This is a genomic window from Romboutsia maritimum, assembly GCF_002251085.2.
Taxonomy (GTDB): Bacteria; Bacillota; Clostridia; order Peptostreptococcales; family Peptostreptococcaceae; genus Romboutsia_B; species Romboutsia_B maritimum.
Genome location: NZ_NOJZ02000004.1, coordinates 83490 through 106646 on the forward strand (window position 1 = coordinate 83490; position 23157 = coordinate 106646).

Below are 23157 nucleotides of genomic sequence, written 5' to 3' on the forward strand. Positions count from 1 at the left end.
TGTAAAAAATTCGGGAGGGTATTAATTTAATGAAAAACTCTGTTTTAAACCTACAAGATTTATTTTTAAATAATGCAAGAAAAGAAAGAATACCTGTTACTATATACTTAATGAATGGAGTTCAAGTTAAGGGGCATGTTAAAGGATTTGATAGTTATATAATATTGTTAGAAGGGGATAATAAACAACAAAATATGATATATAAGCATGCTGTATCTACTATATTACCAAATAAATATATAAGCTTCCAAAATCAAAATCAACAAGGGAATAATAATAGATAATTAATATAGATACTTTCTATATAATATAAAAAAACCGTCTCAAAGTAATAACCTTGAGACGGTTTTTTTGTGGAATTAAAAGTTACTAATTGTTACTGATTTGTAACTTAATAAAAAAATACTTCCAAAAGTTGCAAAAATGTAATACTATATAATTATAAAAGTTACAAAATGGAAACAATATATAAATTAATATTGAAATATTATTTCAAATTACTATCTAAGGGGGAGTTTTATGATTAAGAAAATTATAACAAGTACTATAGGATTAGTCTTAGGAATTTGTGTGATAGGAATGAGTGAATCATATGCTGCTGAACAAATAGGAACTATAACAACAAGTAGCTTAAATGTGAGGTCAGGATCTTCTGTATATTATAGAGTGGTTGGAAATTTAGGGATAGGAAATAAAGTTACTATTTTAGGTTCTAACAATGGTTGGTATAAAGTTAAAGCACCAAATAATAATATTGGCTGGGCAAGTAGTAAGTATATAAAAGTGGGAGAAAGTAATAGTGTAACTAATACTACTTATGAAAATAATATAAATAAAAATTTAAAAGTAGTTGCAACTGCATACACAGGGTATGGAATTACTTCAACAGGACAAAAACCAGTTTGGGGAACTATAGCAGTTGACCCTAGAGTAATACCTTATGGAACTAAAGTTTATATTCCTTGTTTTAACCAGGTATTTATAGCAAATAATACTGGAGGAGCAATAAAAGGAAATAAAATAGATATTTATATGAATAACAATAACCAATGTAATAATTGGGGAAGAAAAACAATCGATATACAAATATTAAAATAATATTTATACAAATGGTGAATCTTTTGATATTATCATTTGATTTACATAAATACACCTTAAAATTAATTTTAAAATGCTAAATCTTATATGCAAACTTTTAAAATGAAGTATACATTAAATAATAAATAAAAACATCAACTTATAAATTTAAAATCATACACTGTTAATAAGATTAGTTAAAAAATTTAATTTATATAAAATAAAATTAAACTGACATTAAACTTTAAATTAACTATGAAAATCATTTGCTAGGCTTTCAAAATGTCATTTAAAATATTAAAAATATTAAATTTTAAAAATTAATAAGAGGTGGAGATTAATGAAAAGACATCAAAAAATGTCTACGATTTTAATTAGTATAATAATGATTATAATACTCTGCATTTCAATTTGTTACACTTTAGGAGGAAAGCCAGCAATTTTAAATAGTAATTTATTACACCGAGTATATGACAATGAAAGTAGAATTAGTAAAAATTTAAAATTAGATAAATTTAATAGTATAAAAATAGATGCAGATTTAGACTTTATTGAAATTGTTAAATCAAATGAATATAAAGTACAGTTAGATTATAGTGAAAGATATAATAATCTTACTTGTAAAGTAGAAAATGAAAAATTGATAATAAAAGAAAATGATAGAAAAAAATATAATTCTCATGTTAACTTAGGTATTAGTGAACATAAAATTAATTCTGTTACAATATGTCTTCCAGAAGATGTGTATTTAAATGATATAGTAATTTATTCTTCTAATTCAGATATAACATTTAAGGATGTTAAAAGCAAAATAATATATTTAGAATCTAATTATGGAGATATAGACTTAAACAAAGTGACATCAACAAGTTTTTATATAAATTCCAGGTATAGTAATATATATATGAAAGATATAATGTGCAAAGAATTATTTACTCAGGATGAATATGGAAGTTTAGAAATTACTAATATAAGTGCTAATAGCTTAGAGACTTTCCTTAAAAATGTAGATATTATTATTAATAATTCAAGCATAGATGAAATTTTTAAAATAAAAAATCAACATGGAAATACAGAAATTAAAAAATGTGATTTTAGAAAATTTGAATCAAACATAAAAAAGGGAAATTTAAATATAATATATAGTGATTCTAATAATTTTAAAATTGAAAACAAAGAAGGAAATATATATTTTAAATCAAATAATAAAGAAACATTTTATAATTTTTATTTATCATGTGAAGAAGGAAATATATATTTAAATGAAGAAAAAATAGGAAATAATATGTATAAAGATAATAATGCATTAACTAGTGTTAATGTATTTTGTGATAAGGGAAATATAAATATAAACTTGGATTAAATATGCATAAAATAAAAACTGTCTCAAAATATTTTGGGACAGTTTTTTACTTAGAAAAATTATTTAATTTTTTCAGGTTCACTATATTTTACACCTTTAGTGTCTACCTTTATTGATTCTATTACAATTTTCTTTTTAGGAGCATCATTAGAATCAACTTCGCAATTTTCTATTTTTCTAATAATATCCATTCCTTTTATTACTTTTCCAAAGCCAGCATAGTTTTTATCAAGGCTTGTAGCATTTTTTGTTACTATGAAAAATTGGCTACCAGCACTGTCATTTTGTTGACTTCTAGCCATTGATAAAACTCCATCTTCATGAGTTAATTCATTTTTAAAATTGTTATTTGTGAATTCTCCTTTTATATTGTATCCAGGTCCACCAGTTCCATTGCCTTCAGGGTCTCCACCTTGAATTACAAAATCTTTAACTATTCTATGGAATGTTAAATTGTTATAAAATTTGCTATTTGCTAATGATATAAAATTATTAACAGTATTTGGGGCTATGTGAGGATAAAGCTCAGCTTCAACTATACCGTAATCTTTTACAACAATAGTAGCAATAGGAAGTTGTTTGGGAGCTTCCATTATTACATCTTCAGTAGTAGTTTCTTTATTTGAGCACCCAACGAGAATAAATGTCGAAATTAAAAAAGAGATAATTAGTAAATTTTTAAAAATTTTCATATTATATATCACCTTTCTTAGGTATTTAATTTATTTATTATATCATAAAAAATATTCTTACTAAAGACAATATAAAAAACATTACTTTAACGTAAAAAATTACAATATTGTAATTGCATATAATACTTAAAAGTAATATCATTTAGTAGGAATTTAAAGAGTTTATAGGAGATAAAATATGAAAAATAAAAAAATAATGTGCATCATTGCACCATTAATAATAGGGGGCACATTCTTATTTGGACTAGATAAGAGTATTGATTATGGAATTGATAACCTCTTAAAGAAAAAAGACTTAGTTCCTATTATGAACGATTCTTTAAGCTTAGTAAAAGATAAAGGTCTAAAAATTAATGACCAATTTTTGAAAAATGGAGAGATTATGATGATTGGATCATCAGAACTTAGCCATGGATTGAAGCAACATCCGACTTATTATTTTAACAATAATAGAAGTAAAGATGGCACGTTCATAATAGGAAGAGCATATACTCAAAGCTTACAAGATTCGACTATAATAGGAAGTGTAAATCCTAATATTAAAGATAAAAAAGTAGTTTTATTAGTTTCAATGCAGTGGTTTATGGATCAAGATGGAGTTACAAAAAATCATTTTCAAACAAGATTTTCTCCAGTTCAATTCTATAGCTTTTTAGATAATCCTAAAATTTCTAAAGAAAATAAAGTTAAGTTTATTAATAGAGTAAGCGAATTATTAACTGAAGCAGGAGAATTTAAACCAGAGCTTGCATATTCAAAATTATATGAGCCGAAAACAATGTTAGCTAAGATAGAAAAAGCTTTATTAAGCCCATATTTTAAAGCAAGACAGTATTTAGTAGGTCTTAAAGATAGAGGAATACTTTTAAAGACTTTAATCAAATCACCAGACAAGAAGGGTGAAAAACCATATAAGCCTGTTGATTGGAATTATGAAATGGAAAATGCAATCAAAGATGCTAAAAAAAGAGTAGGAAACAATGAACTTAAAATAGATAGAATGTATTTTAATAAGAATTTTGGAAAAGAGTTATACAAACTTAAAGATAGAGATAAAGATGTTAACTTGATGAAGTCTAGAGAATTTGATGATTACCAACTTACTTTAGATGTATGTAAAGAATTAAATATAAAGCCTACAATAGTTATGTTACCAAGTATGGATAAGTTTTATAATTTAACAGGAATTTCAAAAGAAGAAAGACATGAATTTTATGATAAAGCTGGTTCGATGGCAAAAGATAAAGGATATAAGGTAATAGATCTTAGGGATAAAGAGACAGAAGACTACTATTTAAAAGATGTAATGCACCTTGGTACGAAGGGATGGGTAGATGTTTGTGAAAAATTATTTAAAGAATTTAATGAGTAATAAATACATATTAATTAGTTCTGTATTAACTATAGCTATAATACTTGGTATATTAATATTTATTTTTACGCCATTTAAAGAACTACCATTTATATATAATGAGTTTTAAAAAGGAGAAATTTTAGATGAAAATCATTGAAGGAATAAAGAAATATGCTAAGACAGACAGAATAGCTTTAAAATGTGATGGAGAAAATCTTTCATATAAAGATTTAGATAGATATTCAGATTCTATAGCATTATTTTTAAAGGACATATATAAAGAAGAAGATACTCCTATAGTCATATATGGAAATAAGGATAATATGATAATGGCATGTATGATAGGAGCTTTAAAATCAGGAAGAGCATATGTTCCTCTTGATATTAGCTTTCCGTTAGATAGAGTTTTTGAAGTAACTAAAGAAGTAAAACCCAAAATATTATTTAACTTTAGTGATGAAACAGATTTTGGAGACATTAAAGTAATTAATAAAAATGAACTTGAAAGTATAATAGATAAATACCCTGCAAAAGAAATACCAAATCAAAATTGGGTAAAAGAAGATGAAAATGCTTATATATTATTTACTTCAGGAAGTACAGGAAAACCAAAAGGAGTTCAAATAAGTTCTAATAATTTAGATAGCTTTGTTGATTGGATAAGTCCGTACTTAAAAATAGACGGTAGCGAAAAGGTAATAATGAATCAAGCTGCATATTCATTTGACCTTTCAGTAACAACTATATACCCAGGACTTGTTCATGGAGCTACATTATTTTCATTATCAAAGAAAACATTAGGGGATTATAAGGAATTGTTTAATCAATTTAAGGAATCTGATATGGGAATTTGGGTTTCTACACCATCATTTGCTAGTGTTTGTATAACTGAAAAAGATTTTAATAATACTATGTTAGATAAATTAGAATCTATGATTTTTATAGGAGAGGCTCTTCCGAAGAGTCTATCTAAGGAACTTATGGAGAGATTCCCAAATACAAGAGTTATAAATGGATATGGACCTACAGAAGCTACTGTTGGAGTTAGTGTTAATGACATAACAGAGGAATTTATAGATGATGAAAAAAGTCTTCCAGTAGGATATCCAATGGATAATTGTAAGATAAAAATTATAGATGAAAATGGAATAGAAGTTAAACAAGGCGACAAGGGGGAAATTATAATAGTTGGACCTTCAGTTTCTAAAGGTTATTTTAATAATAAAGAAAAAACTGATGAAGTTTTCTATTATGATGAATTAAACGGAAAAAAATGTAGAGCTTATAAAACTGGAGATATGGGCTATTTATTAGATGGAAGAATTTACTATTGCGGAAGAAAGGATTTTCAAATAAAATTAAATGGGTTTAGAATAGAGATAGAAGATATAGAAAACAACTTAAGAAAAGTTGAAAATGTGAAAAATGCAATAGTTATTCCTATTTATAAAGATGAGAAAATAGCATATTTAAGAGGTGTTGTTGAGTTAAAGATAAGTAACGGACTTAGTAATCTTAAAAATGGAACATTGATAAAAAAAGATCTGGGTAAATTTATACCTTCTTATATGATTCCTAGAAATATTAAGATTATTGATGAAATGCCAACAAACATTAATGGAAAAATAGATAGAAAGAAACTTATGGAGGAAATTTAATGACTTTTTCACAGTATGGGGATTATTTTTATCTTTATATATTATTATTAACTGTTATACCTGCAATCATACTGGGATTAACAGGTAAAAATATAAAATACTATGGGATGATAGCCACAGTATTTATGATTTTATTAATTGTAGGTACAAATGTGGAACTTAAATTTTTAATAGGGTTTATATTATTAGAAGTTGTAATAATTAAAGGATATGAATATACAAGAAAAAAAACAGATAATAAATATGTGTATAGGTTATTTTTATTAGCATCAATGTCTCCAATTATAATAAATAAACTTTCACCATATACATCATTTGGTACAATTGGTTTCATTGGAATATCATATTTGAATTTTAGAACTATACAAATGGTTATTGAAATTTATGATGGGGCTATAAAAGAAGTTAAGTTTTTAAATATGCTTTATTTTATATTATTCTTCCCAACATTAAGTTCAGGTCCAGTAGATAGATCTAGAAGATTTGAAAAAGAGTTAGAAAAGAAAATATCAAAAGAAGAATATGCAGATGAGTACTTACTACCTGGTATTAAAAAAATATTTATGGGTATCATTTATAAATTTGTCATAGCATTTGTGATTAATTTATATTTTGTATCACAAATACCACCAGAAAAAACAATTTTAAATGCGATACTTTATATGTATGCTTATAGTATGTATTTATTCTTTGATTTTGCAGGATATAGTTTATTTGCAGTGGGAACAAGTTATATATTTGGAATACAAGCTCCAGATAATTTTAATAAACCATTTATAAGTAAAGATATGAAGGAATTTTGGACTAGATGGCATATAAGTCTTTCTAGATGGTTTGGAGATTATATTTTCTCAAGATTTGTTTTATCATCTATGAGAAAGAAAAGATTTAAAAAGAGAACTACCACAGCTCATGTTGCACAAATGATTACAATGACAACTATGGGGTTTTGGCATGGATTAACATGGTATTATATAGTCTATGGTATATATCAAGGAAGTGTACTTGTTCTTACTGATATATATCAAAAAAAATCTAAGTTTTATAAAAAGCATAAGAAAGAGAAATGGTTTGGATATGTACAAATTGGAATCACATTCCATGTTGCATGTTTTGGATTATTAATATTCTCAGGATACTTTGCTTAATTGAAGGGAGATAATAAAATGCAAGAAGCTGTTATAGGAATATTTGAAGACGTATTAGGTACAGATGAAATAAGAGATGATTTAAATCTTAACTTATTTGAAGAATCACTTTTAGATTCATTAGCAATAATAGAGGTGTTACTTGAAATAGAACAAAGACTAGGAATAGCACTTCAACCAACAGATTTAGAAAGAGAAGATATGGCAACTGTAAATAATTTAGTTAAATTCTTAGAAACAAAAAAATAAGAAATGATTAAGTAGTACATCAGTTTCATTTATATAAAGGGATTATCTTGAAATATTTATTATATTTTAAGATGATCCCTTATTTAGTTAATTTTCATTCTAATTAGGTATTAAAGTTATTAATATATACTGATATTATTAAATCTTCAAATAATTGAATTTAGGAAAATAAAGTTTATCCGTATTATATATAAAGATAGTAATATTAAATTTAATAAAATGTACCTTTATTATAAATAGTTATACAAGAGGGTATTTTATATAAAAGTAATGGGGAAAAGGGATAGATAAAGGAGAAAAAACATGAATTTAAAAAATTCAAACATAAAATTTATAAAAAGAAAGTATTTAAATATTAGATATGCAAATCAGTCTAATTCTCAAAAATTAGATATATATTTGCCTAATAAAGGAAGTGGACCATTTCCAGTAATTGTTTTAATTCATGGAGGGAAATTTAGTGAGGGGGATAAACGTAATATAAATGGAAGTGTAATTTTAGAAGGAATTTTAAGGGGATATGCAGTCATTAGCATAAATTATAGATTAACTAAAGAAGATATATTTCCATCACAGATTTATGATGTGAAAGCAGCAATAAGATATATAAAGAGTAACAGTAAAAAATACTCATTAGATAAAAATAAGGTAATTGCATGGGGGAAAGGTGCAGGGGGTTATTTATGTTCGCTTTTAGCAACATCATCTAAAATAAAAGAATTAGATAATTTAAAAATGGGAAATTCTATTGAAAATTGTGATATACAGGGAGTTATTAATTGGTCAGGTTCTATGGATTTTTTAACTATGGATAGTCAATTAAAAGAAAGTAATTTACATCCTCAAATTCATAGTAATGAAAGTTCTCCTGAATCAATACTAATAGGAGAAAAAATAACAAAAGCAATGGATTTAGTAAAGATTTGTAGTCCTATAACTTATATTTCAGATAATACGCCGCCATTTTTTATACAGCATGGTAAATATGATAATAAAATTCCATATCAGCAATCTATACAGTTAAGAAATGAATTATTAAAATATAAAAAAGGAAATTCTATTTATTTTGAAATATTAGAAAATGCAACGGATGAAATAGATGATTTTGTAACAAAAGAAAATTTAAATAAAGTATTTGTTTTTCTAGATAATATATTAAAAAACAGTATTTGCCAAAATTAACCAAATGTGCTATTATGAAAATATATAACCTAACCTTAAGATGAGGATCTGAGTGGAAAGGTTTAAAAAGTAAAATCGTTCTGAAATACATGAGGGTTTTCCCGAGTGAAAAGGCGATGGAATAAGATGAAATATCTATCCCTGTGCCTTTAAAGGAACAGGGATTATTTTTTTAAAGGAGAATAAAATGAATACAAGAATTGCTTTAGTTGGGATTATAGTTGAAGATATAAATGCAACTGATAAACTTAACAAAATATTACATGAATACCAACAATATATTGTGGGCAGAATGGGAATTCCATATCATGAAAAAGGGGTATACATTATTAGTGTAGTAATTGATGCTACAAATGATGATATAAGTTCTTTATCAGGTAAATTGGGAATGATTCAGGGTATTAATGTAAAAATAAATTATTCTAAAAGTAAAAAAAAGAACGATAAAAATCAATTCAAAGAGCAGTCATAAGTCTAATCATAACCAGCTAAAAAATCTACGCTGGAAAAAATCTTATTAAATATAGAAAGAAGTGTATGAATATGTATAATGTTAATTCTAAGGTGGCAACAGAATTTATTAATGATGAAGAAATATTATCAACACTTGAGTATGCTAAAAGTAATAAAAATAACAAAGAACTAATTAATCAAATTTTAGAAAAAGCTAAGAATTGCAAAGGGTTGTCACATAAAGAAGCAGCCGTTTTACTGGAATGTGAATTAGAAGAAGAAAATGAAAAAATATATAAATTAGCTGAAAATATAAAGAAGAAGTTTTATGGAAATCGTATTGTAATGTTTGCTCCTTTATACCTTTCAAATTATTGTGTGAATGGTTGTGTATATTGCCCATATCATCATAAAAATAAACATATAGCTAGAAAACAACTTTCTCAAGAGGAGATTGTAAAAGAAGTAACAGCTCTTCAAGATATGGGGCATAAAAGACTTGCACTAGAAACAGGGGAAGATCCTGAAAATTGTCCTATAGAATATGTATTAGAAAGTATAAAAACTATATATAGTATAAAACATAAAAATGGAGCAATACGTAGAGTTAATGTGAATATAGCAGCCACAACTGTTGAAAATTATAGCAAATTAAAAGAAGCAGGAATAGGTACATATATATTATTCCAAGAAACATATCATAAAAAAGCATATGAAGAACTTCATCCAACTGGTCCTAAACACAACTATTCTTATCATACAGAAGCTATGGATAGAGCAATGGAAGGTGGAATAGATGATGTGGGTATAGGTGTGTTATTTGGATTAAATTTATATCGTTATGATTTCGTAGGATTATTAATGCATGCAGAACATTTAGAAGCTGCTTTTGGAGTAGGACCACATACTATAAGTGTTCCAAGAATTCGTCCAGCAGATGATATAAATCCAGAAGATTTTACTAATGCAGTTCCAGATGAAATATTTGAAAAAATAGTAGCTATATTACGTGTATCTGTACCTTACACAGGAATGATAGTATCTACAAGAGAATCTCAAAAAACAAGAAAAAATCTTTTACATTTAGGAGTTTCTCAGATAAGTGGAGCTTCATGTACTAGTGTTGGAGGATATGCACAAAAAGAAAAAGAAGAAGAAAATTCAGCTCAATTTGATGTAAATGATAATAGAACGTTAGATGAAGTTGTAAATTGGTTATTGGATATGAATTATATTCCAAGTTTTTGCACAGCATGTTACCGTGAAGGAAGAACTGGTGATAGATTTATGCAACTTGTAAAAGCTGGGCAAATAGCAAACTGTTGCCAACCAAATGCACTCATGACGCTAAAAGAATATTTAGAAGACTATGCATCTGATGATACAATAAACAAAGGGGAAAACTTAATAAATAAAGAAGTTGAAAAAATACCTAATGAAAAAGTTAAATCTATAGTTATAGAACATCTTAAAGACTTACATGAAGGACAACGTGATTTTAGATTTTAGATAATTAAATAAAAAAATTATAAGGGTTATCTTAAGATAAACTTTAAAATGTATATCTCATAAGTGTTTTTATTTTCATATTTAGGACTGATTGCATTTTGAAATTTTATATTTTGAGATAACTTTTTTTATTAAAAATGTAAAAGGAGTAAAAAAATGATAGAGATTAAAATTTTAGATAAACTAAAAGAGAAGTGTCCACAAGTAGCTATAGGATGCATAATAGCAGATGTAGAGGTAACTGAAGGAAGTAATAAATTATGGTCTGTTATAAATAATAAGTGTAATTATATTGAGGGAACCATAGAATCTGACCAAATAACTAAAATAGAGAATATAAAAACATCAAGAATGGCATATAAAAGTTTAGGAAAAGATCCTAGTAGATATAGATTATCGTCAGAATCACTAGTAAAAAGAATTGTAAAAGGTATGGGGTTGTATAAAGTAAATAATGTTGTTGATATAAATAATTTAGTATCATTAGAAAGTTTTTATTCTGTAGGTACATATGATTTGCAAAAAATAGATAGTACAGTATATTTTACTGTGGGAGAAGAAGGCGAAAGATATGATGGAATTGGTAGAGGATCTATAAACTTAACTAATTTGCCAGTATTTGAAGATAAAAACGGAAAATTTGGAAGTACAACATCTGATTCAAATAGAGCAATGATAACTAATGACACAAAAAAGATATTAATGAATATCATATCTTTTAATGGAACAAATAAATTAAATGATATGATGAAGTATGCTAAAGAACTAATTGTAGAACATGCAAATGGAAGAAATATAGAATGTAAAATAATATCCTAGTAGGAAATAAAATATAGTAACCTTGCATGATATTACATGATATGATAAAATTTTAATGTTAAATTAAAATAAAAGACAGGTGATAAAATGCTTAATGAAACAAAAGAGTTATTAAAAGAATATTATAATTTAGATGATGAAACATTTAATTTATCAGAAGAAGTAATAGAAGATATATCAGATAAATTCGAAGAAATAAAACAAATCAGAGAATATAATCAGTATAAAGTTTTAAAAGCTATGCAAGAAGTTCGTTTAAGTGATAATCATTTTAACTGGACAACTGGATATGGATACAACGACCTTGGACGTGAAAAAATAGAAGAAATTTATTCTAAGGTTTTTGGGTCAGAAGATGCGTTAGTTAGACCTATAATAGTTAATGGAACTCATGCTTTAACTTTATGTGTGCAAGGGCTTGTAAGACCTGGGGATGAAATATTATCAGTAACAGGAAGACCTTATGATACTTTAGAAGGTGTTATTGGAATAAGAGAACAAAAAGGTTCTTTAAAGGAATTTGGGGTTACATATGATGAAGTAGATTTCTTAGAAGATGGAAATGTTGACTTAGAAGGAATAAAGAAAAAAATAAATGAAAGAACTAAGCTTGTAATGATACAAAGATCTAAGGGGTATTCTTGGAGAAAGTCTCTTACAATAGAAGATATAAAAGAAGCTATAGAAACAGTGAAATCAGTTAATAAAGATATAATAGTTATGGTTGATAACTGTTATGGAGAATTTTTAGATACAAAAGAGCCAACGGATGTTGGAGCGGATGTAATGGCTGGTTCATTAATTAAAAATCCAGGAGGAGGACTTGCTTTAACTGGAGGATACATTGCAGGTAGGCGTGATTTAATTGAGCTTATATCATATAGATTAACTTCTCCTGGAATAGGTAAGGAATGTGGTCTTACTTTTGGGACAAGTAGAACTGTACTTCAAGGTTTCTTTATGGCACCATATGTTGTATCTCAAGCTGTAATGGGAGCAATATTCTGTGCAAGAGCATTTGAGAAGTTAGGTTATGAAGTTTTACCAAAATATGATGATGTTAGAAGTGATATAATACAAGTTGTAAGACTTAATAATGCTGATGAAGTAATAAACTTCTGTCAGGGTGTTCAAGCTGCAGCGCCAGTTGATTCTTATGTAAAACCAGAACCTTGGGCTATGCCAGGGTATGAAAGTGAAGTTATAATGGCAGCAGGTGCTTTTATACAAGGATCTTCAATAGAGTTAAGTGCAGATGCACCAATAAGACCACCATATAATGTTTATTTCCAAGGTGGACTTACTTTTGATCATTCTAAAATGGGAACACTTAAAGCAATTGAACATATGAAAAAAGGAAAAAAATAATAATAATAATATTTTAAAGAGGTTACCCTAGGTACCTCTTTATTTTTTTAAGTAGAAATGTTTAAAAATGTAAAATAAAAAAGAAAGTTAGAATAAAATATTACATAAAAAAATAAATTATATATTTAAAAATATTTGAAAATAAATATAATTAGAATACAAAAAATAGTCTAAACTTTAAAAAGATTGATAGAAAATGAATTAAAAAAATAAGGTTAAAAACAAAAAACGATTTAAAAAAATAAAATTAATTAAGAAATGAATATATAATTAAAAGTAGACTCTACATTATTTATAGTGTATATTGATATTACATAGATAAAATTATGACGATTTGAAGGGGTGTTATGTATGAAACAACAAATAAAAGCAAGAGTTAATGAATTACAAAACGATATAATAAGTTCTATACAAGAATGTATAAAGATACCTAGTGTAATATCAGATGCAACTGATAAATATCCTTTTGGAGAAAATATTGATAAAGCTTTAAGATATACTCTAGATCTATGTGAATCACTTGGGTTTAAAACAGTTTATAAAGATGGATACTATGGATACGCTGAAATAGGTGAAGGAGAAGAATTAATAGGGATACTTGGTCACCTAGATGTAGTACCTGAAGGAGAACTAGAAAATTGGCAATTTCCTCCGTATGAAGGAATTTTAGATGGCGACAAATTATGTGGTAGAGGAACGCAAGATGATAAAGGTCCTACTATAGCTAGTATATATGCAGTAAAAGCTTTAATGGATTTAGGAATTAAATTTGATAAAAGAATAAGATTTATATTCGGAACAGATGAGGAAAACCTTTGGAGATGTATAAATAAATATAAAGAGAATAATGAAGAAACTCCAAATTACGGATTTACTCCAGACTCTAAATTCCCTATAACAAATGCAGAAAAGGGTTTATTACAATCATTAATAATAGGAGATGCAAATTCAGGTATAGAATTATGTGCGGGGGATGCATTTAACTCAGTTCCTGGAAAAGCGATGTATACAGGGGAATATGTAGAAAGATTAAAAGAAGAACTTGATAAATTAAAATTTGAATATACTTGTGAAGATGAAAAAGTATTTGTTTTAGGTAAAAGTGTTCATTCAGCTGCAAGTGATAAAGGTATAAATGCTATAGCTAGATTATGTATAGCATTAAATAACATAGGTGTTAAGTCAAGTGCAGTTAAATTTATAGCAGAAGTAATAGGCGAAGATGCTAATGCTAATAATGTTGTAAAAAACTGTATGGATGAAGCTTCAGGAAAACTTACATTTAATATAGGTAAAATAGATTTAAACAAGGAAAAAGAAACTGTAAGTATAGATGTAAGAATACCAGTTACTTATAACAAAGATACACTTGTAGAAAAATTAGAAGAAATAGTAGATAAGTATAACTTAAAATATGAAGAATTTGATTACTTAGCTTCTTCATATGTACCAGCAGATAACTTCTTAATAAAAGTTTTAAAGAAAGTTTATGAAGAAGAAACAGGTTTAGATGGAACTCCTCATTCTTCTGGTGGAGCTACATATGCTAGAGCATTAGATAATTGTGTTGCATTTGGTGCAGTATTCCCAGGAAGTCCTGAAACTGAACATCAAGCTAATGAGTTTACAAGCGTTAAGGAACTTATGAAAGCAACTGAAATATATGCAATATGTATATATGAATTATTACAAGGAAAATAAAAATTGAACAATTAATATATTATAATAGGGATTATATTTCATAATCCCTATTTGTGTTATAAAATGAATAAAAAATAAAAAAGTACTTGATTATTGGAATTAGTTGATGCTTAATTAAGTTAAGGAAGTATATACATATATAATAAAATAGAAATATGCATTAACAGGGGGGATAAGATTATGTTATTTAAGAAAGAACTAGTTTTACAAATGATTAAGGATAAATTAGAAAGCTGTACATTAGTGGGCAGACCAACAGCTGAACTTCAAAATTGTTGGTTTTTAAATGAAAATAAATTGGATTTGCTCCAAAAATATGATATAGAATATGAATTATTAAATACAAATGAAAGTTCTGTAAATATATGGTTTCCTAAATCTGAAAAAGCGGGTTTATCAGAATTGTGTATAATAAGGATAATAAGACCAAATAAAGAACAAGTTCAAAAAATAATGGAAAATTTATTTATTGAAACTTTAGATATATATCAATCATCAATAAATAATAAAACTTTTTTAAAGGTTATTGGTTTGATAAATCAATGTATAAACTTAACAGATATTTTATATATGATAAATAAAACTAAAAGTCAAATAGCACAAAATATGGATATAACAGAAAAAGAATTAGATGATATTTTAAATTGTAATGAAAAATTAAATATCTATAACTTAAGCAAATTAATGAACTTATATCCTTTATTACCGTGGTCACAGTTTATAGAAGATATAAGCAGAAATTAATAAATTACATATAATAGACTGAATATTGATTTGAAATATAGAAAATACTAAAAATATTAATTAAATTAGAATAGGGGATTGGAGTAGATATAATGAAAATAGGTATATTTCTTGGAGCAGGAGCTTCTGCAGCAGAAAGTTTGCCAATTCAAAATGAATTATTTAGTAAATATTTTAAAGATATAACAAAAGAAGACTGTAAAAGTGATATGAATAGAGAATTATATAAATTTTTTAAGCAGATGTTTAATATAGATATTTTAAAAGATAATACAGATGTTGTAAATTTTCCTACTTTTGAAGAAGTTTTAGGGCTTTTAGATTTAGCTGAACAACGTAGAGAATCCTTTAAAAACTTTGGTTTAGAAACATTAAATAATAGAAGTGATAGTATAAGATATTTAAGACAATATTTAATTTTATTAATGGCTCAGGCTATAAATAATACAACTGAAAATACTAATAAGTACCATAGTTTATTAGTAAAGAATCTATTAGATGCAAATGTTTTATTAGATACTACTTTTATAAGTGCTAATTATGATATAAATATAGATAATACTATAGCATCTTTGTATAGTGAAAAAAATCATCCTATTATGTTAGATTATGGAGTTGATTTTACAAATTTTAATATTAAAAATGGATGGAAAAGGCCTAAGGATCCACTAATAAAGCTTTATAAGATTCATGGTTCTCTAAACTGGCTGTATTGTCCTATATGTAACAGTTTAAATCTTACTCCATATGAAGGTGGAGTTATGAGACTTTTAAAAAATACAGAAGAAACTAGATGTTTAGAATGCCAAGAGATAACAGTTCCAATAATAATTCCACCAACGTACTTTAAAAATATGGCAAATGTATTTTTGAGCACTGTATGGAATGAAACAGAAAAGGCGTTAAGAGAAACTGATATATTAGTTTTTTGTGGATATTCATTTCCTGAGGCGGATATACACATAAAGTATATGCTAAAAAGAATTCAAACAAGTAGAAAAAAGCCTCCTTTAAAAATAATGGTGTTTAATAATCATAGTAAAAAATATAAATCTTCTCTTAAAAAAGAAGAATTTAGATATAAAAGATTTCTTGGTGAAGATGTTATATTTACAAAAAATTCATTTCAAGATTTTGCAACAGATCCAATGAAATTTATAAACGATGTTACAAAAAAATTTGATAAGTAAAAATCCGACTAAAAATAAAATTAGTCGGATTTTTAAATTATTAAGGTGAAAATATATAAATTACACATAATAAATTAACTCGAAACAATAGTTATTTATATACAAATTATTATTATATGTAGAAAACAAATAAAGAATTAGACAAATTCCTCATTTAGAAGGATAATACATAAATAAATCAAATTAATAAAAGTATAAATAAATTTAATTTTTTATTTTGAGATTAAGATCGGGGGTATAATACTATGATTTCGTTCGATATAAATGGAGCTATCATTGAGTTTGATGAAAAGATGAATAACTACAATAATATCAGAAAATTTTTCAAGTCGTATGCTTTAGATAAATCTAGTGAATTTGAGGAAGAGAGCTTAAATAAAATTCAGACTATTAAGCAAATATCAGAAAAATGCCTTCTTTTAGGAGAAAAAATAATAGATGAAGCTATAAAAAAAGGGGTAGAGAATATAGTTAAGTATGATGTTATAACTATAGATAGTAATATATTTAAGGAAAATTATTGTGAAAAATATTTGGATTTCACTAGATTATTAAATAATTTTAGTAAAGATTGCTCAAATACTAATAAAGGTAAAAAGCATAATAATGCAAAATTTTATGATATTAAACCACATATTGAAAGATTAAGTGAATATATATATAATGATTGCTTTAACATACACTATGCAGTTGTAGATGCACTTTTAGAAAAGAAGGTAAAAAATATACAACCTTATGTAGATAATAAATCAATAAGACAAGCAGATGCATTATTTAATAATTACAAAGATGGATTTATAAGTAAGCCAGATGAATGTAGAGTTATAAAACAGATAATTACATTAAATCCATATAGAGAAGATGTATATGAATATATAATAAAAGAAGATGGAGATTTTGGTAGAGAGATAGAAAAATTAACAGAATTTTTAGGATATGATATAAGAATACATAAATCAAAATTAATGAATATATATATCAAGAAATTAATTGAAAATGATATAAATGACATAAATTCAGCAAAGGAAAAAGTTCAGAAATATGCTAAGTATATAGGATGTATTGATAGTAAAGTGTATATATCTAGAATAGATGATATTTATACTTTTGAAAAAGCTTAAGATAAAAGAAGGAAAATTAAAAAAATTGTATCTAAAAAGGATATGCCTAAAGTAATTTAAGCATATCCTTTTAAAATATAATTTAATCAATATAATATATAGTATCATCCAAAAAAAAGTCATCGGATGAATCAGACTTATTGTCTGAATTAATATCTTCATTAAAGTAACTAATATCTTCTTCTAAGATAATATAATCTGAAAAGATATTATCCTCAAAACTAAGCAAATTCGTTAGTTTATTTTCAAAATTGGATTTTTTAAACAATTTTATTTGTTTGCTCATAAAAACACCTCTTGAAAAATTTATTCATCACAAATATTATATGAAAATCATAAATTATTAGCAAGTAATAAATAAAATAAATTTATAATAAATATTTGATTGAATTTTTTGAAAATAAAAACTATTTCTAAAATTTTTTATAAAAAAAATACATTATGAAACCAATTGTATTATAATTTACTTAAATAAAAGTTAAGTTAAATCTTTTTACTATATTATATGAATGTATTATATATTTTGATTTTTTTGGGGGGTTAAAAAATGAATAGTGTAGGGTATCTAACTGAGTCAGGAAAATATTTTACAAAAGAAGAAGCTATTTTAGAAGCTAAAAGATGCCTTTTATGTAAGGATGCACCTTGTAGTGAAGGATGTCCTATAGGAAGTGATCCAAGAACTTTTATAGAACTTGTATCATTAGGCGAATTAGATAAGGCTATACAAATTTTAAGAATAAATAATCCATTAGCTGGAATATGTTCAAGAATTTGTCCTTATGAAAAATACTGTGTTGGAGGGTGTAGAAAGACGAGTTTAAAAGACCCGATAATGATACCATATATACAAAAGTTTTTAGCAGAATATGAGAAGGAAAGTAAATCTATAATAAAAAAAGAAGTTAATCTAAATGGTGAAAAAATAGGAATAATAGGTTCAGGACCATCAGGGTTATCTGCAGCAGCCTTTTTAGCACAAAAAGGATATAATGTAACAGTGTTTGAAGAAAGAGATATTGTAGGCGGATGGCTAAGTTATGGGATTCCACCACATAGGCTACCAAAGAAAGTAATAATAGAAGATGTTAAATATATAGAAAGTTTAGGAGTTAAGTTTATAACTAATTGTACAGTTGGAAAAGATGTTACTTTAGATGAACTAAGAGAAAAAGGATTTAAAGCATTTTTAGTATCTAGTGGATTAAATAAAGGAAGAAAATTAAATATAAAGGGATGTCATTATGATGGAGTTATGGATGCAGTAAGTTTTTTAGCAGAAGCAAAAAGTAAAGATGGAAATGTAACTGTAGGAAAAAGTGCAATTGTAATTGGTGGTGGAGATGTTGCAATTGATTGTGGAACAACAGCAAAATTAATAGGATATGAAAAAGTAAGAATAGTAGTTAGATGCTCCATAGAACAAATGACAGCAAGTAAAAAGGAATTAGATTATCTACATTATGTAAATGTACCTATATTTGATAGTTTTGATTCAGCTGAAATTATTGCAGATGAAAACGGAAAAGTAATAGGAATGGAGTTTATAGGTGTAGATGATGGATCTAAATTAAAGCTAGATGCGGATGTAATAATATTTGCAGTTGGTCAAAAATCAGAAGGTATAGAATCTATAGCACCTGTTGAAATAGATAATAGAGGTATGGTTATTACTAATGATTTTAAAACAAGTGTAGGAGATGTTTTTGCAACTGGAGATATAATACAAGGTGATAAAACAGCATGCTATGCAACAGCTTTAGGTAAAAAGGTGGCCATAGCTATAGATAAATATTTTGTAAACAATTAACTGAAAATTCTTAATTTTATAAAAATCATCTATTATATAAATAGATGATTTTGCTGTTTTATTTATAGTAGAAATTTTTAATAAGTTAATTTTAATTAATGAATAGATAATATTCATAATATTGCAAATGGAAATTAAGAGAAGAAGTTAAAAAAAATAAACTTTTTTTAAAAAAGTGTACATATTTTAAGAAATATGTGTTATTATAATAGAGTAGTAAAAAATAAATATCCAACAAATTGGATGAGAACTTAGGAGAAACATATGAATACTGGAATAGTAAAATGGTTTAACAACGAAAAAGGATTTGGATTTATAACTGTAGATGGAACTGGTGAAGAGATATTTGCTCACTTCTCAGCTATACAATCAGAAGGATTCAAATCATTAGAAGAAGGACAATCTGTTCAATTCGAAATAGTAGAAGGACAAAAAGGACCTCAAGCTGCTAACATAGTTAGACTATAATCGGCTTTATATAAATAAAGTGAAAAAAAGACCTGTAAAGGTCTTTTTTTTGTGTATTAAATTAATGTTATTTAATGGTTTTTATAGATTCATTTGCGAAATCAGTGTTCACTATATTTTTATAAGGAGCTTTTTTATCTAATTCTTTAGCTTCTGTCATAACATCCATTAAACGATTTAAACTTTCTTCTTTTAAAATTGGATCTTGAGCCCAAGCATCTATTGATTTATATCTATCAACAACACTTATTAAATCTTCTAAACTTATATCTTCAAAGAAAGGCTGCATAGCTTTAGCGATTTCTTCATTAGAGGCTTTTTGAACCCAAATCTGACCTTTGTATAATGCATTAGTAAATCGTTGAATTAAATCTTTATTTTCTTTCATGTATGACTTAGTAGTAGAATAAGTTGTAAAAGGAATTTCTCCTGAATCTTTACCGATAGAAGCTACTATATATCCAGTTTTCTCTTTTTCCATTGCTGTAGCGGTTGGTTCAAATGCAGTTGTAAAATCACCTTCACCGCCAGCAAATGCACCAGCCATTACTCCGAATTGTACATCTGAACGTATGTTTGTGTTACCGTTAGAAATATCTTGACCTATAGTAAGCCCTTTTTGCTTTAATACATATTCAAGTGTCATCAAAGGTACTCCACCTTTTCTTCCACCTAATACTTCTTTTCCTTTTAAGCTACTATAATCAAAATTAGGCATTTTTTCTCTTGCAACTAAGAAACTACCGTCCCTTTTAGTTAATTGAGCAAAATTAACTGCATAATCTTCATTACCTTGATTATAAACATATATAGAAGCCTCTGGTCCCATAAGACCTATATCAGCTTCTTTAGATATTAAAGCAGCCATAGTTTTATCTGCCCCTTGAGTGTTTATAAGGTCGACTTTAATACCTTCATCTTCAAAGAATCCTTTAGTTATAGCAGCATATTGAGGTGCATAAAATACTGAATGAGTAACTTCTGCTATAGTTACGTTATCAAGTTCTTGTTTATCATTAGAAGAATTATCTGTAGATGAACTACACCCTGTGAGACATGCAAGACTTAATGCCAACGTACTTGTAAGAGCAACAAGCTTTTTATACATACAAATATCCCCTTCCTAAAAGTAAGTAAAGTTAATAAAAAATTTCACATATAATATATAGTATTATTGACATAAAACATTTGTTACCATATTAATCTATTATAGAAGGTAATTTGAAATTTATATTAAATCTATTTTACAAATTAATCTAGGAATATTTCTAGTCTTTTATTATGTATAAAAAGGGATAGATTTTATTATAGTTTAACGTGTTGGTAAAATATCAAAAGTATTAAATTTAATACCTCTTAAGTATTATTTTAATACTTCCTAAGAACCAAAAATGAAGGAAAGCTATTATATATAGTAGTATTTTTACTTCAAAGGAGGTGCTGGATATGTATTATAATAAAGAAGTAAGAAATGCTATAGAAAATATGTTAGTTAAAGGTATAAATAAATCTGATATGGACGTATTGAAAAAATATCCAGAAGATACACTTAATGAAATTAAATTAGCTGATAAAAAGAATGAAGAAAAATATGAAGCAAAACAAAAGGATCAACAGAAAAAGGTATATCAACTTACAACAAATCCTGAGAGAAAAATACTTCAAAGTATAATTGATGGTATGTATGAACACATGATGAAAAATATAAACTAAGAGAATTAACAAAAGAAGAACTCTAGTATAGTAAGGGTATTATACTAAACAGAGTTCTTTTTTTATTAGAAGAATTATTAGTAGAGGGACTACACCCTGTGAGACATACAAATATCCCACTTACTAAAAGTAAGTAAAGTTAATAAAAAATTTTACATATAATATATAGTATTATTAACATAAAACATTTGTTACCATATTAATATATTATAGAAGATAATTTAAAATTTATATTAAATCTAGTTTGTAAATTAACAAATAATATATTAATTATCTTTAAAATAAAAAATTTAATTAGTAAAAGGAGATAAACATGAAAGACAGAACAGAAATAAAAAGTATGTCCAAAAGGCAGTTAAATTCAAATTGGAAATTGCCTGTTTTATTATCAGGGATAGTAACGTTAATAACTGCTTTTGTAACTAGACAAGAAATAATAAATGAATATTTTGCATTGTCATGGGTATTTAATATAATAACCGCAATAATAGGTATTTATTTAACGATGCTATATATTAATATAGCTAAAAACAAAGGTGAAGGTATCGTCACTTGGGAATGGTTAAAGGTTCCTTTTAATAAATTATTAAAGTGTATATTGTGTGCTATAGTTTTATTTTTAATAGTATTTGGAATAGGAATGCTAGGAATGTTAGCAATATTTATTTCGGGAACTTCATTAATTATATCACAAGTTATAGGAAACATTTTAATAGTAGCTCTAGTTATATTAGATATTGTTATTTCAATATATTTAAGTTTTGCCACGTATTTAATTTTAGATAAAGACTGTAAAATTATAGAATCTTTAAAACTAAGTTTTAAGTTAGTTAAAAATTCATTTTGGAAGACTGTATTGTTTGGATTAAGTTTTATATTATGGATAATACCTATAATAATTACATTAGGAGTTGCAACTATTTGGGTAATGCCTTATATAGGTATTTCTTATGCTAATTACTATTTAGAGTTGTACAATGAAAAAATAGGTAATTAAAAATTAAAAAATATAAATATAAAAAGAAGTTATCTTAAAATTTAATTTTAGGATAACTTCTTTTTATGTTTATATTATATATTAAAAAAAGTACTTGTATCTTAGGTGTACTACATATATAATACACTTAAGAAGTGTAATACTGAAATAGTACAGTGGTACGGAGGTGAATATATGAAATTTAGCCCAAACGACAAGGAACCCGTTTATATTCAGATTATAAGATATATAAAACAACAAATTGTAATAGGGGAACTTAAGCCAGGAGATGCAATTTTGTCAAGAAGAGAAATGGCTGTGAAAATTAAAGTAAATGTGAATACTGTACAAAAATCATATAAGGAGATGGAAGATATGGGAATTATAACTACGCTTAGAAATTATCAAAGTAATATAACTACTGACCAACAAATGATAAATAATATAAGGGAAGAACTTATAAATGAATCCATGGAATCTTTTATGGAAAATATGAAGGCAATAAATGTTAAAAAGGAAGAACTTATAAATTTGATAAACAATAGGTATTAGGGGGGATTTT

25 protein-coding genes are annotated in these 23157 nt (G+C 26.1%); 22 read left to right on the forward strand and 3 right to left on the reverse strand.

The window, feature by feature from the left end; all coding sequences use genetic code 11:
- Positions 1-29 precede the first annotated feature (29 nt).
- From hfq to CHF27_RS04050, 3 genes are all read left to right on the forward strand, one after another.
- The gene (gene hfq / locus CHF27_RS04040; RefSeq protein WP_095406137.1) at positions 30-284 is read left to right on the forward strand and encodes an RNA chaperone Hfq; all 255 of its coding nucleotides are present in this window, start codon (positions 30-32) and stop codon (positions 282-284) included.
- 235 nt (positions 285-519) lie between these two features.
- A complete protein-coding gene (locus tag CHF27_RS04045) occupies positions 520-1098 on the forward strand; it encodes a 3D domain-containing protein (protein ID WP_095406136.1) in 579 nt (192 codons plus the stop codon).
- A 319-nt stretch (positions 1099-1417) separates the two neighbouring features.
- Positions 1418-2440 (forward strand): DUF4097 family beta strand repeat-containing protein, encoded by a 1023-nt coding sequence (locus CHF27_RS04050; RefSeq protein ID WP_095406135.1) that lies wholly within the window; start codon positions 1418-1420, stop codon positions 2438-2440.
- A 59-nt stretch (positions 2441-2499) separates the two neighbouring features.
- Here the strand turns inward: CHF27_RS04050 and CHF27_RS04055 are convergent, their stop codons facing one another.
- Positions 2500-3033 (reverse strand): peptidylprolyl isomerase, encoded by a 534-nt coding sequence (locus CHF27_RS04055; protein ID WP_334293871.1) that lies wholly within the window; start codon positions 3031-3033, stop codon positions 2500-2502.
- 277 nt (positions 3034-3310) lie between these two features.
- Here CHF27_RS04055 and dltD point away from each other — a divergent pair, with 277 nt between their 5' ends.
- The 14 genes from dltD (at position 3311) to CHF27_RS04125 (ending at position 17628) form a co-directional block, all read left to right on the forward strand.
- Complete coding sequence (gene dltD / locus CHF27_RS04060) at positions 3311-4504, forward strand: D-alanyl-lipoteichoic acid biosynthesis protein DltD (RefSeq protein WP_095406133.1); 1194 nt, start codon at positions 3311-3313, stop codon at positions 4502-4504.
- Positions 4497-4613, forward strand: coding sequence for a hypothetical protein (locus tag CHF27_RS14680; RefSeq protein WP_243444943.1), 117 nt, complete (start codon positions 4497-4499; stop codon positions 4611-4613). Before dltD ends, CHF27_RS14680 begins: the two co-directional genes overlap by 8 nt.
- 16 nt (positions 4614-4629) lie before the next feature.
- Complete coding sequence (locus CHF27_RS04070; RefSeq protein ID WP_095406132.1) at positions 4630-6144, forward strand: D-alanine--poly(phosphoribitol) ligase; 1515 nt, start codon at positions 4630-4632, stop codon at positions 6142-6144.
- On the forward strand, positions 6144-7292 hold the full coding sequence (dltB, locus tag CHF27_RS04075; protein WP_095406131.1) for a D-alanyl-lipoteichoic acid biosynthesis protein DltB: 1149 nt from the start codon (positions 6144-6146) through the stop codon (positions 7290-7292). Before CHF27_RS04070 ends, dltB begins: the two co-directional genes overlap by 1 nt.
- 18 nt (positions 7293-7310) lie before the next feature.
- Positions 7311-7541: a D-alanine--poly(phosphoribitol) ligase subunit DltC gene (gene dltC / locus CHF27_RS04080; RefSeq protein WP_095406130.1), complete on the forward strand. Its 231-nt coding sequence runs from the start codon at positions 7311-7313 to the stop codon at positions 7539-7541.
- Positions 7542-7844: 303 nt separating this feature from the next.
- Positions 7845-8723, forward strand: a complete 879-nt coding sequence (locus CHF27_RS04085) for an alpha/beta hydrolase (protein ID WP_095406129.1) — start codon at positions 7845-7847, stop codon at positions 8721-8723.
- Between the two features lie 187 nt (positions 8724-8910).
- On the forward strand, positions 8911-9195 hold the full coding sequence (locus tag CHF27_RS04090; RefSeq protein ID WP_095406128.1) for a TM1266 family iron-only hydrogenase system putative regulator: 285 nt from the start codon (positions 8911-8913) through the stop codon (positions 9193-9195).
- A gap of 71 nt (positions 9196-9266) precedes the next feature.
- Positions 9267-10685: a [FeFe] hydrogenase H-cluster radical SAM maturase HydG gene (gene hydG, locus CHF27_RS04095; RefSeq protein ID WP_095406127.1), complete on the forward strand. Its 1419-nt coding sequence runs from the start codon at positions 9267-9269 to the stop codon at positions 10683-10685.
- Positions 10686-10841: 156 nt separating this feature from the next.
- Positions 10842-11504, forward strand: coding sequence for a B3/B4 domain-containing protein (locus CHF27_RS04100; RefSeq protein WP_095406126.1), 663 nt, complete (start codon positions 10842-10844; stop codon positions 11502-11504).
- Between the two features lie 87 nt (positions 11505-11591).
- Positions 11592-12872 carry a methionine gamma-lyase family protein gene (locus CHF27_RS04105; protein ID WP_095406125.1) on the forward strand — a complete coding sequence of 427 codons (1281 nt, stop codon included), beginning with the start codon at positions 11592-11594 and terminating at the stop codon, positions 12870-12872.
- Between the two features lie 351 nt (positions 12873-13223).
- Positions 13224-14573, forward strand: a complete 1350-nt coding sequence (locus CHF27_RS04110) for a M20 family metallopeptidase (RefSeq protein ID WP_095406124.1) — start codon at positions 13224-13226, stop codon at positions 14571-14573.
- 180 nt (positions 14574-14753) lie between these two features.
- Entirely contained in the window at positions 14754-15317 is a 564-nt protein-coding gene (locus tag CHF27_RS04115) for a hypothetical protein (protein ID WP_095406123.1), read from the forward strand.
- A 92-nt stretch (positions 15318-15409) separates the two neighbouring features.
- Positions 15410-16507 carry an SIR2 family protein gene (locus tag CHF27_RS04120; protein WP_095406122.1) on the forward strand — a complete coding sequence of 366 codons (1098 nt, stop codon included), beginning with the start codon at positions 15410-15412 and terminating at the stop codon, positions 16505-16507.
- A gap of 245 nt (positions 16508-16752) precedes the next feature.
- Entirely contained in the window at positions 16753-17628 is an 876-nt protein-coding gene (locus CHF27_RS04125; RefSeq protein WP_095406121.1) for a kinase, read from the forward strand.
- An 82-nt stretch (positions 17629-17710) separates the two neighbouring features.
- On the opposite strand, the gene CHF27_RS04130 is transcribed toward CHF27_RS04125, so the two are convergent.
- On the reverse strand, positions 17711-17914 hold the full coding sequence (locus CHF27_RS04130) for a hypothetical protein (RefSeq protein WP_095406120.1): 204 nt from the start codon (positions 17912-17914) through the stop codon (positions 17711-17713).
- A 261-nt stretch (positions 17915-18175) separates the two neighbouring features.
- On the opposite strand from CHF27_RS04130, the gene CHF27_RS04135 reads away from it, so the two are divergent.
- Complete coding sequence (locus CHF27_RS04135) at positions 18176-19438, forward strand: FAD-dependent oxidoreductase (protein ID WP_095406119.1); 1263 nt, start codon at positions 18176-18178, stop codon at positions 19436-19438.
- A 264-nt stretch (positions 19439-19702) separates the two neighbouring features.
- Positions 19703-19906: a cold-shock protein gene (locus CHF27_RS04140; RefSeq protein WP_095406118.1), complete on the forward strand. Its 204-nt coding sequence runs from the start codon at positions 19703-19705 to the stop codon at positions 19904-19906.
- A gap of 67 nt (positions 19907-19973) precedes the next feature.
- Here the strand turns inward: CHF27_RS04140 and CHF27_RS04145 are convergent, their stop codons facing one another.
- On the reverse strand, positions 19974-21014 hold the full coding sequence (locus CHF27_RS04145) for an ABC transporter substrate-binding protein (protein WP_095406117.1): 1041 nt from the start codon (positions 21012-21014) through the stop codon (positions 19974-19976).
- Positions 21015-21352: 338 nt separating this feature from the next.
- Here CHF27_RS04145 and CHF27_RS04150 point away from each other — a divergent pair, with 338 nt between their 5' ends.
- From CHF27_RS04150 to CHF27_RS04160, 3 genes are all read left to right on the forward strand, one after another.
- Positions 21353-21619, forward strand: a complete 267-nt coding sequence (locus tag CHF27_RS04150) for a hypothetical protein (RefSeq protein WP_095406116.1) — start codon at positions 21353-21355, stop codon at positions 21617-21619.
- 313 nt (positions 21620-21932) lie between these two features.
- A complete protein-coding gene (locus CHF27_RS04155; protein ID WP_095406115.1) occupies positions 21933-22616 on the forward strand; it encodes a DUF975 family protein in 684 nt (227 codons plus the stop codon).
- A gap of 174 nt (positions 22617-22790) precedes the next feature.
- Positions 22791-23147: a GntR family transcriptional regulator gene (locus CHF27_RS04160; protein WP_095406114.1), complete on the forward strand. Its 357-nt coding sequence runs from the start codon at positions 22791-22793 to the stop codon at positions 23145-23147.
- Positions 23148-23157 lie beyond the last annotated feature (10 nt).